Annotated in this window: 8 protein-coding genes; 6 read left to right on the top strand and 2 right to left on the bottom strand. The window is 54.7% G+C overall.

What is annotated here, in order from left to right; all coding sequences use genetic code 11:
* Positions 1–52: 52 nt before the first annotated feature.
* The gene (locus MKY12_RS25700) at positions 53–1,426 is read right to left on the bottom strand and encodes a glycoside hydrolase family 43 protein (RefSeq protein ID WP_339311434.1); all 1,374 of its coding nucleotides are present in this window, start codon (positions 1,424–1,426) and stop codon (positions 53–55) included.
* A 208-nt stretch (positions 1,427–1,634) separates the two neighbouring features.
* Positions 1,635–1,796 (bottom strand): YqzM family protein, encoded by a 162-nt coding sequence (locus MKY12_RS25695; RefSeq protein WP_155991192.1) that lies wholly within the window; start codon positions 1,794–1,796, stop codon positions 1,635–1,637.
* Between the two features lie 139 nt (positions 1,797–1,935).
* On the opposite strand from MKY12_RS25695, the gene MKY12_RS25690 reads away from it, so the two are divergent.
* The 6 genes from MKY12_RS25690 (at position 1,936) to MKY12_RS25665 (ending at position 12,218) form a co-directional block, all read left to right on the top strand.
* The gene (locus tag MKY12_RS25690) at positions 1,936–2,427 is read left to right on the top strand and encodes a GNAT family N-acetyltransferase (RefSeq protein WP_339250892.1); all 492 of its coding nucleotides are present in this window, start codon (positions 1,936–1,938) and stop codon (positions 2,425–2,427) included.
* Between the two features lie 240 nt (positions 2,428–2,667).
* On the top strand, positions 2,668–2,985 hold the full coding sequence (trxA, locus tag MKY12_RS25685) for a thioredoxin (RefSeq protein WP_036701616.1): 318 nt from the start codon (positions 2,668–2,670) through the stop codon (positions 2,983–2,985).
* Positions 2,986–3,163: 178 nt separating this feature from the next.
* The gene (gene uvrC / locus MKY12_RS25680) at positions 3,164–5,227 is read left to right on the top strand and encodes an excinuclease ABC subunit UvrC (protein WP_339250890.1); all 2,064 of its coding nucleotides are present in this window, start codon (positions 3,164–3,166) and stop codon (positions 5,225–5,227) included.
* A 252-nt stretch (positions 5,228–5,479) separates the two neighbouring features.
* On the top strand, positions 5,480–5,992 hold the full coding sequence (locus tag MKY12_RS25675; RefSeq protein WP_339311432.1) for a hypothetical protein: 513 nt from the start codon (positions 5,480–5,482) through the stop codon (positions 5,990–5,992).
* Positions 5,971–10,545, top strand: a complete 4,575-nt coding sequence (locus tag MKY12_RS25670; protein WP_339311430.1) for a discoidin domain-containing protein — start codon at positions 5,971–5,973, stop codon at positions 10,543–10,545. The genes MKY12_RS25675 and MKY12_RS25670 overlap by 22 nt, the downstream gene beginning before the upstream one ends.
* Complete coding sequence (locus tag MKY12_RS25665) at positions 10,524–12,218, top strand: extracellular solute-binding protein (protein WP_339311429.1); 1,695 nt, start codon at positions 10,524–10,526, stop codon at positions 12,216–12,218. The genes MKY12_RS25670 and MKY12_RS25665 overlap by 22 nt, the downstream gene beginning before the upstream one ends.
* Positions 12,219–12,260 lie beyond the last annotated feature (42 nt).

Raw genomic sequence — 12,260 nt, 5'->3', positions numbered from 1 at the left:
AGGGGACCACGCCAGCATCTGGCCGGGGTCCCCTGTTTGTCTGCGCTTAGATTTAGCTGGCGCTGAATTTCCACCAGTTGATATTGAACAAGTATCCGCTGCCGCCTGTGAATTTCAGGTAAAGGTCATGAGTCCCGCTTGCTCCGCTGACCGTGCAGGTCTTGGTCACCCAGCTCTGCCAGCCCCCTGTATTCTGCACTGCACAGGTGCCGACCAGCGTTCCTGTCGGACTGTCCAGCCGCAGCTCAATATTACCGCCGCTGCCTGCTGACGCTACCCGGGCCTCGAAGGCTGCGGCTCCGGCGCCGAAGTTCACATTTTTGATTTTGAGATAATCGCCGTGATCTATGAAGCCGACATTCATTCCCCTGTCCGTATCTGAGGTGGTCTCGGTCTCTACCCCGGCCGCCCATGCACTGGTCTCGGCTTGTGTTCTGACATAGGGGTTAAGGGTGGCGATGGGCTGCGGCCCGGCGGTTGTCATGTTGATGACCGGGAAGCTTCCGTCCGCGTTGTAGGTGAATTGCTCTACCCCCACTGACCGGGTGAAGCCACCCCCTCCAGGCAAGGCACCATTATGGTAAAAGAAATAGGAGCGGCCTTTGAAGTCGATGATGCCTGGGTGATTCGTGAAACTCCCGCCTTGGGTGGGCATAATGACCCCTCTGTACTTCCACGGGCCGGTAGGCGAAGAGCTGGTGGAATAGGCGATATTCTCTGGAATGCCGCTTGCGGCGTAGACCATGTAGTATAAGCTGCCGCGCTTGTAGAACCAGGGTCCTTCTTCGTAGAGGGTCGGTCTGTCGGCATTGCCGTTTCGCACACCGAAGCTGTCTGTGGTCATAGGCACCTGGACAATACCCGTACTCTGGTTGTAGGAGATCATATCCGGGTTCAGCTTCACATATTTCAGTGTCGGATTCCCCCAGTAGAGATAGGCCTGGCCGTCACTGTCTACATATACCGTAGGATCGATGTCGCCCCAGCTGCTGGAGACGAGCGGCCCTCCGATAGCGTCCACGAACGGGCCGGTCGGGCTGCTGGAGACGGCGACGCCGATGGCGGGCCGTCCGAGCGAAGTGCTTTTTGCCGTGACATAAAAGTAGAATTTGCCGTTGCGCTCAATGACCTGGCTGGCCCAAGCTTCTCCGCTCGACCAGCTAAACGCCTTATAAGATAGCGGTGACCCGTGATCCGTCCAGTTCGCCATGTCCTTGGAAGAATAGACCCTCCAATCATTCATCGTATAGTAGGTCGAGTTGTCTTCGTCATGTCCGGTGTACAGGTAGACCGTATCATTGTATACAAGCGGGGCCGGGTCTGCCGTGTAGATGGTCTGTACAACAGGGTTGTCAGCGAACGATACCGGGGAATATAGCGCCGATGCCAACAAGCCTGCGACAGCAAGGCTGACAAGCTTTTTCATTCTTCCTTCCTCCTCAAAATAGGGTATAAGAGCGCTTTCGCATACAGAGTAACATGGCTCCTGTGAAACAAAAATGTGTTTTCTTTTTATTAAATTGTAAATTTATGTTATTGTTACTGAATCTCGATGGAGCACAAAATGAACGCAAAAAAAATCCGGCATCCCGCCCTGACCTGGGCAAAGAATACCGGACACTGCAGCTAAGCAGCTATTCGGACAAATACTTGATGATTACCATTCCGAAGAAGACCACGGTCATGAAGCCGGTCATTCCGAAGAAACCGGCCAGCAGATCACCGAGATCGTTGCGGGGCTCCTCATTGATATGCTCCCGCGGGTCACGGACCTGTGCGTTGACATTGACGTCCATTCGCTTCTTCCTCCTTGCTGTTGCATGACTGCATGAAGTGGGTTACAGTTATACATGTGAGAGAAGTCATTGACAATTAATGCGCTTTCTTCAAGTATACGAAGATGCAGGGGAGATGTAAAGATAGAAGGGTGATTTTATGATACATATAAGACCTATGGAACCGCAGGAGTATGATTTTCTACTGGATATGCATTATGAGTCCATTCATATTGAACAAGGTAAGCCGCCCAGAAGTGAGCTGCTGAATTCCCCGGGGATTGCGAAGTACAACGAACATTGGGGGAGACAAGGCGACAGGGCGATAATCGCACTGGTGGACAATCAGCCCGCAGGTGCTGCCTGGTACAGGCTGTTTGACGAGACGAACCAGGGCTACGGATTTGTGGATACCACAACCCCGGAATTAGGCGTTGCTATTCGGTCTGACTACAGGCAGCAGGGATTGGGAATCAGGCTAATGGAGGGCATCATACAGCAAGCCGTATCCGATGGATACCCGTCACTTTCGCTCAGTGTTGATCCGGAGAATCAGGCGGCCGTCCGGTTATATAACAAGCTCGGCTTCGAGTATGTCGGGACAGCTGGTACCTCGTGGACTATGAAGCTGAATCTCAGGGACAAAGTTTAAACCGTTAAAAGACAAATTAATTTTATGCAATATAATTTCTCGAAATATATAACAAATGCATTGTATTTATGTTATACTGTGGATGTGTCGGTAATTGATAATCTGGTTATCATATTACATGAAGCATTTTATCCCGCTATGATCTCGGAGTAAATTCTGCGGACTTGGCTCAGGCTATAGAAGCGGAAGTTATTTCGTACAGCTTAAGCTCAACAAAACTTTTTGAGGAGGAACAATATCATGGCTATCGTGAACGTGTCTGACCAATCCTTCGTGAATGAAGTGGAAGGTCAAGGTACTGTAGTAGTAGATTTCTGGGCACCTTGGTGCGGCCCTTGCAAAATGCTTGCCCCAATTCTCGAGGAATTGTCCACCGAGCTGGGTGACGATGTGAAGATCGCTAAATTGAATGTCGATGAGAATCCTGAGACAGCTTCCCGTTTTGGAGTAATGAGTATTCCTACTCTGATCTTCTTCAAAGACGGCCAGCCTGTCGACAAAGTCGTAGGACTGAACTCCAAGGACTCCCTTAAGAATATCGTAGCCAAGCATCAATAATGGGTTACAATCTGCTGTAATCTGGGCCTTGCGGCCCTTCAGACAAAGCGCCTTCGGATTACCGAAGGCGCTTTGTCTGTCCTATAGAAACGGATGTTCTATATTAAGGCTTGAATGTGTAGTACATTCTATTCTAAACTTACCTTATAACCGTGTAGTAACAGGTGGGGGAGAACTTATGGATTATATGGATAATATCCGCAACAAGCTTGCGTTGCTGCCTGATCTGCCCGGCTGCTATCTGATGAAGAATCAAGAGGGTACGATCATCTATGTCGGCAAGGCCAAGGTACTGAAGAACCGCGTGCGCTCTTATTTCACAGGCAGCCACAACGGGAAGACGCAGCGGCTGGTCGCCAATATTGTTGATTTTGAATATATCGTGACATCGAGCAATATGGAAGCACTCATTCTGGAGTGCAATCTGATCAAGAAGCATATGCCGCGTTACAACGTGCTGCTGAAGGATGACAAGACCTTTCCTTATCTAAAAATCACGAACGAAGCCCATCCGCGCCTGGAGGTTACCCGCCGGGTGCTGAAAGATAAAGCTAAATATTTCGGCCCGTATCCGAACAGCTACGCCGCCCAGCAGACCAAGAAGCTGCTCGACCGGATGTATCCGCTGCGCAAGTGCGGGGTGATGCCGAAGGAGGTCTGCCTGTACTATCACATGGGCCAGTGCCTCGCGCCGTGCGAGAAGGAAGTGCCGAAGTCTGCTTACGAAGAGATTATCCAGAACATCTCCTCGTTCCTCGGAGGCGGGCATGACGCGGTGAAGAAGGACCTGCAGAAGAAGATGCAGGAGGCGGCTGAGGAGCTGTATTTCGAGCGGGCCAAGGAGCTGCGCGACCAGATTCAACACATCGATGCCGTGATGGAGAAGCAGAAGATCAATACGGCCGACACCAAGGACCGCGACGTCTTCGGCTATGCGGTGGACAAGGGCTGGATGTGTGTGCAGATTCTGTATATGCGGCAAGGGAAAATGATCCAGCGCCATTCGTCGGCTTTCCCGTTCTACGGAGAGGCGTACAGTGACTTCATGTCTTATGTGACGCAGTATTACAGCGACAATCCCGCGCTGCCGCAGGAGATTCTGCTGCCGGATATGGCAAGTGCCGGCATGGTTCCGCCGGAAGCAGGCGGCACCCCCGGCCAGGGAAGCAGCGGGCTGGTAGCCGGTGGAATGCCGAGCGGCCAGGCGCTGATGGCGGCCTTGGGCGCAGAGGATGAGTCGGAGGCCGGAGAGGTGTCTCACGGAGCGGACGCTGGTGAGGTGCTTGCGGCTGATCCGTCCGGGGCAGCAGGGCCGGGCGCAGCGGCGGAAGCGGCGCGGGAGCAGACGGAGCAGGATGCAGCCGCCGAAGGAACCGTGGATGCGGCCGGAGGCGCCGCCGCCCTGCAGGAATGGCTGGGCATCAAAGTGCTGGTGCCGCAGCGCGGGCTGAAGAAGCAGATGATCGGCATGGCCTGCCAGAACAGCCGGGTCGCGCTGAATGAGAAGTTCCGCCTGATCGAGCGGGACGAGGAGCGCACCTCCGGGGCGGCCAGCAGTCTGGGGCAGAGCTTGGGGCTGGACTCGCTGAACCGGATCGAAGCGTTCGATAACTCGAATATCCAGGGGGCCAATCCGGTCTCGGCCATGGTGGTCTTCATCGACGGCAAGCCTGCCCGCAAGGAGTACCGTAAGTATAAGGTCCGCACCGTACAGGGGCCGGATGATTATGAGACGATGCGCGAGGTGATCCGGCGGCGTTATGAGCGGGTGCTGAAAGAGAATCTGCCGCAGCCGGATCTGATCGTAGTCGATGGAGGGAAGGGCCAGATCTCTTCGGCGATCGATATTCTGCAGAATGAGCTGGGGTTATTCATTCCCGTCTGCGGTCTGGTTAAGGATGACAAGCACAGAACCGCCCAGCTGCTGGTCGGCGACTCCGCCGAGCCGGTCTCGCTCGCCAGGGACAGCCAGGAGTTCTACCTGCTGCAGCGTATCCAGGATGAGGTTCACCGCTTCGCCATTACGTTCCACCGGGAGCAGCGCGGCAAGTCGATGGTCACCTCGAAGCTGGATTCGATTCCGGGCATCGGGGACAAACGCCGGAAGCTGCTGCTGAAGCATTTCGGGTCACTTAAGAAGATCAAGGAAGCCTCCATCGAGGATTTCAAGGTGCTGTCCATCGGCGAGAAGCTGGCCGGTCAGATTCTGGAGGCGCTGAAGGATGAGGAGCCGTCAATCTAAAATGGATTTGAACGGTAACGGAAAAGAAGCCGGCCCCATGTGGGCCGGCTTCTTTGGGTTTGGTTAGGAATGGATGGTATCTTCAGACATCCCGCTAGTCGTCTGGATGGCAGGCCAACGAGGGCTAAATGTAGTCGAAAAACCGACCACATTGGGCGGGCGCGAGTGTGTGGGCGAAATGTAGTCGAAAAACCGACTACATTTTGCAGGGATGAGGCGTGTGGATCAAATGTAGTCGAAAAACCGACCACAGTGGGCATGGTGGAGGCACGTGGATCAAATGTGATCGAAAAACCGACTACATTTTGCAGGGATGAGGCGTGTGGATCAAATGTAGTCGAAAAACCGACTACATTGGGCATGGTGAAGGCGCATGGATCAAATGTAGTCGAAAAACCGACCACAATGGGCATGGTGGAGGCACATGGAGTAAATGTAGTCGAAATACCGATCACAATGGGCGTGACGGAGGCGCATGGATCAAATGTAGTCGAAAAACCGACCACATTGGGCATGGTGGAGGCACGTGGAGTAAATGTAGTCGAAAAACCGACTACATTGCGTTGGGTGGCGCTGTGCGGGCCAAATGTACATAGTAGACTGAACACTATGAGCTGCTGCATAATTAGGTTAATCTTTACTTTCTGCATAAAATCGTTGATTTGTATAATTGCAACCGGTTTCGGTAAAGGGTACGCTTATCTTGAATCTATGAAAACGCTTATAAGAGGAGGATTAAAGAAATGGGATATTCAAAAACAGTAAGACGCAAAAAGGGGATCAATGGGACTGCTCTTTGTCTGAGCATCATCATGCTGCTGAGTCTCGTGCTGGCGCTTCCGCCAGGACCGGCGCATGCTGCGGACTCTTATCTGCTCTCCAAAGACCGGCCGGCGTATGCCTCGGGCACAGAGGGCAATAATACCCCGGATCTGGCGGTGGACGGCAATACGGGTTCAAGGTGGAGCAGCTCATGGGGGACGGACCCGAACTGGATCTATGTTGACCTCGGGGCAACTGCCGCCGTAGACCGCGTGGTGCTCCGCTGGGAAGGGGCTTACGCCAAGGCCTACAAAATCCAGGTATCCGCTGACGAATTGAACTGGAGTGATATCTATTCCACAACTACAGGAGATGGCGGTGTGGATGAGCTTACGCTCAGCGGCACAGGCCGTTATGTCCGGGTATTCGCCACGGAGCGGAACCTGACGCAATACGGCATCTCCCTCTATGAGTTCGAGGTATACGGCACCGGCGGCGTTAATCCTCCTCCGGTGGTTCTGGGGCCGAATGTGGCCTTGAACAAGCCTGTGACGGCTTCATCCTATCAGGTGGCCGATTATCTCCCGGTCGGCTCTACCCTGCCGGAACTGGCGGTGGACGGCAACCTGAACACACGCTGGTCCTCCAACGCTACCGATAATGAATGGCTGAGCGTTGATTTTGGCAGCGTACGTACGCTGGGCCGGGTGATCCTTAACTGGGAGGCAGCCGCCGGCCGGATCTATGATATTCAGGTCTCGAATAACGGAACCTCATGGACTACGATCTACCGGGAGCTTCACGGCGACGGAGGCACCCTTAATCTTCCCGTCTATGCCAGCGGCCGCTATCTCCGGATGAAAGGGATCAGCAGAGCAACCTCCTTCGGGTACTCGATCTTTGAATTCCAGGCCTATGATTATGTGGCAGGCGATCCTAAGCCGGTCTATAACATTCCGGCCCTGCCGGAGCTGACTACAGTGGCCGTGGGTCAAGGCAGTCATGCTGCGAATGACCTCTCGGTGCCCCAGCCCAAATATCCGCAGTATAAATCGGATGCGCTGACTGCACCGCTGCCTTCCAATGACTGGTGGCAGTCCATCATGATCAATCAGCTCGGCAACGGCATTATTACGCTTCCGCTCAAATCGAAATATACCAAGCAGGGCCTCAGCATTCTGAATCCGGGTGCAGGCTACTTAAGCGCCGACGGCAAGGCGCAGGAAGCCGCGGGAAGCCCGGACCTGTACCTGATGGCCGGCAATATTAATACCTCGGGGATGTCGAACCGGATTACCGGTTACGGCGACTGGTCGGCGACGGCCGTGTTAAGCGATGGCGCTGCGGAGAAGCTGAAGACAACGTTCGTCAAAGGCTCGCCTTATCTCTACTCGCAATTCAGTGATCCGTCCAGTCCTGAAGTGTATCTGCCGGCCGGGGCCCGCTTCTTCGACGGCAGCAATAATACGATTCTCGCTGCAGACGGCGCCACCGTTACAGCAGACCATATCGGCATTGCGGTCACCAATTCCAACGGGGCGCCAACGCCTGAAATGGTGACCAGACACTATGGGCTGTATGCGCCGGCCGGTACAACCTTCAAGCGGGTGGGCGCCAAGCTCAAAATTCAGCTGGGAGGAGGCCAGAATTACCTGTCCCTGTCGGCTCTTCCGGCACCGTCCAATCTGAATTATTTCTACCAGCACGGCTATGCCTTCGTGACGGACACGAAGGTGGCCTATACCTTCAACGAGACCACCTCCGATGTCACGACCACCTTCAATGCGGTGACAGAACTCAAGCGTTCGGGCTTCCCGAATACAACGCTGATGGCACAGCTTCCCCACCAGTGGAAGGTTACTACAACACCGCTGACTGCTGTCTCCTTCCCGTCCATCCGCGGAACGATGAAGGTGACAGAGGGCAATTCGTTCGCCACTACGGATAAATTCCACGGCATTGTGCCGCAGTTCACCGAGCCGGGCGATTCTACCTATTCCCGTCAGGATCTGCTGAATTACCTGGTGCTGCTGGATACGGACACCGCGACCAATCTGATGCAGGCCGATGCGTACTGGCAGGGCAAGAAGCTGCATCCGCTGGCCATGGGTGTGCTGATCGCCGATCAGATCGGCAATGAGAGCTACAAGAATCTGTTCCTTTCCCGGATGAAGACGGTGCTTACAGACTGGTATACGTACACCTCGGGGGAAACCGATTATTATTTCGACTACAACTCCGACTGGGGTACATTGAACTATAAAAACAGTGAGTTCGGTGCGAACTCTGGCATCACGGATCATCATTTCACGTATGGCTATTATGTCTTTGCATCTGCCGTGCTTGCCACCTACGATACCGACTTCAGAAATAAATTCAGCGGGATGGTCGATGAGCTGATCAGGGATTATGCTAATCCGTCGAAGACGGATCCGAAGTATCCTTACTTCCGCAACTTCGATCCGTATGAAGGCCATTCCTGGGCCGGCGGTTATGCCGACAATGACAGCGGAAATAACCAAGAAGCGGCCGGAGAGTCACTGTTCGGCTGGGTCGGCCAGTATATGTGGAGCACACTGACCGGCAATACGGCCTTCCGCGATGCGTCCATTATGGGCTTCACCACGGAGCTTAGAGCGGTACAGCAATACTGGTTCAACTACGACCAGGATAACTGGCTGCCCGGCTATACGCATAAAACGGTGGGGCAGATTTACGGAAGCTCGAATTTCTTCGGCACCTTTTTCAATGGGAATCCGGTGTATGTCTATGGCATTCACTGGCTGCCTACAGCAGAATATCTGACCAGCTACGGGTTCGATACGGCTAAGGCGGCCGGATTATACAGCGGCTTCGTGGCCGATAACGGCGGGCCGGAACCGGACTGGTACCATATTGTCTGGCCGATTCAGGCGCTGAGCGATCCGCAGGCTGTACTGAATAAATGGAATCCGGCACTGCCGCAGCAGAACGAATTGTTCAACACGTACTGGTTCGTGCACAATATGGCCACGCTTGGATCACGCACCAAGGACATTTGGGCGGAGAACGGCTACAGTGCAACGGTGTATAAAAAAGGTTCCGCCTACCGTGCGCTGGTCTGGAATCCGACGAATGCGGCAATTACCGTTACGTTCCGCAACAGCGGAGGAGTGACAGGCTCGGCTGTAGTCGAAGCCAAGAAGCTGGTGAAGGTGGACCCTACCAAGGTAACCACCGATACACTGCTTACTCCTCCTATCCTAGGAGCCGATACCACCCAGAACTCAGCCGGCCAACCGATTGAGCTGACGTTCACGGACAATGCGGCCTGGAGAAATGCAATCACTGCGGTGAAGGTGGATGGAGTGACAGCAGCGGCAGTGAATTATACTGTAGAAGCCGGTAAAATCACCCTGAACACCGCGCTGTTCCCCACGGCGAAGACTTACACGGTTACAGTAACAGCAGACGGATATAACGATACTTCGGTGCAGCAGGTCATTACCGGCGGAACACAGCCGTCCGGGAACCTTGCCCTCAATAAGGCAGTCACTGCTTCGGCGAATCCGAAGCAGCCCGCTGCCGGAGCTGTGGATGGAAATGCGGGCACCCGCTGGGAATCGGACTTCAGTGATCCGCAGTGGATTCAGGTGGATCTTGGCTCTGCCCAGACGGTCAGCCGTGTCCTGCTGAACTGGGAGGGGGCATATGCCAAAGCCTACACGATCGAGACATCGGCAGACGGCGCGAACTGGGCAACAGTCTATTCGACAACCACTGGAGACGGGGACATTGACGATGTCAGCTTCACCCCGGTCAACGCTCGGTATGTAAAAGTGAACGGGACTGAACGCGGGACGCCGTACGGGTATTCCTTGTGGGAACTGGAGGTGTACGGGAGCGGCAGCGCCGTGACACCGCAGGCTCCGCCTGTTCTGACAGCCGACACCACCCAGAATGCTGTGGGTCAGCCGATTGAGCTGACGTTCACGGAGAATGCGGCCTGGAGAACTGCAATCACTGCGGTGAGGGTGGATGGAGTGGCAGCAGCGGCAGCGAATTATACCGTGGAAGCCGGTAAAATTAAACTGAATACCGCGCTGTTCCCTAAAGGGAAGACGTATACGATTGCAGTAACAGCAGCGGGATATAACGATGCTTCGGTGCAGCAGGTGATTACCGGCGGCACACCGCCGCTTGTGAACCTTGCGCTGAATAAGGCGGTTACCGCTTCGGAGAATCCGAAGCAGCCCGCTGCCGGAGCTGTGGACGGAAACGAGGGCACCCGCTGGGAATCGGATTTCAGTGATCCGCAGTGGATTCAGGTGGATCTCGGCTCTACCCAGACTCTCAGCCGTGTCTTGCTGAACTGGGAAGGGGCGTACGCCAAAGCCTACACGATCGAGACGTCGGCAGACGGTACGAACTGGACCACGGCCTATTCCACAACAACCGGGGACGGCGGACTCGACGATGTCAGCTTCACCCCGGTCAGTGCGCGGTATGTGAAAGTGAACGGGACGGAGCGCGGCACCCAGTACGGCTATTCTTTATGGGAACTGTCAATCTATTAATGCCCAGGTCAGCGGCACTCCTGTTCTTGCTGGTTCTAAGCAGTCTTAGTGCCTGCTCGGACAGCGGCCGCTCCGAAATTACGCTGCCTGCGGGCCATCCTTCAGCCGTCCCCCTCTCGGAGCTGGCTGCCAAGGTGAAGCCGGTTCAGTTCACCGTCTTTGTGAACTATGACTGGTATACGGCGCCGGACTGGGAGGCCGGGCCGCATAGCCGGTGGATCACCGATCATCTGAAGGTGAAGCTTCTGCCGGTACCATCGAGCGGTGCTGCCGCCCAGAAGCTGAATGCGATGATTGTCTCGGACCAGCTTCCCGATGTGCTGGTTATGGATCGCGGCAAGGATGTGGAACGGCTGCAAAAGGCGGGCAAGCTGGTGGCGCTGGACTCTTATCTGGAGCAATATCCTGAATTCGCCCGGACGGTCGGTGAGAACACGCTGAACATGCTGCGCAGTGAAGACGGCAGGCTGTACCAGATTCCGAACTGGTATATTAACGGCAGCGGCGGCAGCGGCAACGCCGGTTTCCTGGTGGAGAAGAGAATATACCGCGAGCTCGGCTCCCCTAAGCTTGCGACATGGGATGATCTCGAAGCGTATCTGCAGCAAGTGCAGAGGAAATACCCGGATATTGTGCCGATCGACTTCGGGGAGACCCGGGACGGCTTGGAAATACAGATGATCGGCATGCTGTACAGCGGTGCGGTGGATAACCGGACGCCAAGCTTCATCTCTCCCGGTTCAGGCCAAATCTTCGGTGTGCCCTCCGGCATCCGGCTGACTTCTGTGTACCGGGACCCGGCATTCCTGGAGACGCTGCAGCTGGCGGCCCGGCTGGTCCGTCAGGGACTGACCTCTCCGGATCTGTTGACCGAGACACGGGATCAGGTGCTGGAGAAGCTGAAAAGCGGCCGGATCGCCGTATTCGGCGCTTATGACGCTGTCGTGGAAGGGATCGGCCGGGAAGCGAATAATCAGCTCTCGGCTAAGGACCCGCTGGACGGCTATGAGCTCATCTGGCCGTTGCACCACGAAGGCGTTGATCCCGGCAAGGTCTACCCCTCCGGGTACAATACGCTGGGCTGGAATGTCAATGTCATTACAACCGCTGCCCGGGACCCGGAGGCCATTTTCTCCTATATGAACTGGGCGACGAGTCCTGAGGGGCAGCGTATTCTTTTCTTCGGGCCGGAGGGATTGTTTTATGATAAAGTAGAGGATGGAGTTCCCATTCCAAATGATTCCTATATTGGACGTGACTTGAAATGGTATGATGATCTGAAGATCGGAGAATTCAACTGGTACGGTAATACTTCATACATTGATGCTGCCAAAGCACAGCGTGAGAAGCTGCTGCCCGCCGGAGCCCGGGACTGGACGACCCTTGGACAATCCAATATAACGTTCAAGACTTCGATGAACATCACCGAATTCTCTAATCTTGACCCGGCGCCTGCCTCGGAAGAGGGGCTTATTCTGCAAAAGCTGAGGGATCGATATGCGCAGGTGGTGCCCCGGATGATTTTTGCGGCAAGTGATGAAGAGCTCCGGGAGCTGCTTAAGGCAGCAGACAGGGAAGCATCGGACCTGGGCTATGACAGGCTGCTGGCCTGGAAGACCGGAGTGTGGCAGAGCAATCTGAAGAAGATCAAGGATTACACACCAGAACAATAAACGTTTGGAGAAGAAGAGGGATACGTTATGTACCCTCTTTTC

Source organism: Paenibacillus sp. FSL M7-0896, from assembly GCF_037975415.1.
Lineage (GTDB): Bacteria > Bacillota > Bacilli > Paenibacillales > Paenibacillaceae > Paenibacillus_AQ > Paenibacillus_AQ silagei.
Note: the sequence above shows the minus strand (reverse complement) of the source record. Positions and strands in the feature narration are given on the sequence as shown.

Coding starts and splice junctions, on each gene's coding strand:
- MKY12_RS25700 (WP_339311434.1), bottom strand. CDS start 1,426: ATGAAAAAGCTTGTCAGCCTTGCTGTCGCAGGCTTGTTGGCATCGGCG.
- MKY12_RS25695 (WP_155991192.1), bottom strand. CDS start 1,796: ATGGACGTCAATGTCAACGCACAGGTCCGTGACCCGCGGGAGCATATC.
- MKY12_RS25690 (WP_339250892.1), top strand. CDS start 1,936: ATGATACATATAAGACCTATGGAACCGCAGGAGTATGATTTTCTACTG.
- trxA (WP_036701616.1), top strand. CDS start 2,668: ATGGCTATCGTGAACGTGTCTGACCAATCCTTCGTGAATGAAGTGGAA.
- uvrC (WP_339250890.1), top strand. CDS start 3,164: ATGGATTATATGGATAATATCCGCAACAAGCTTGCGTTGCTGCCTGAT.
- MKY12_RS25670 (WP_339311430.1), top strand. CDS start 5,971: ATGGGATATTCAAAAACAGTAAGACGCAAAAAGGGGATCAATGGGACT.
- MKY12_RS25665 (WP_339311429.1), top strand. CDS start 10,524: ATGGGAACTGTCAATCTATTAATGCCCAGGTCAGCGGCACTCCTGTTC.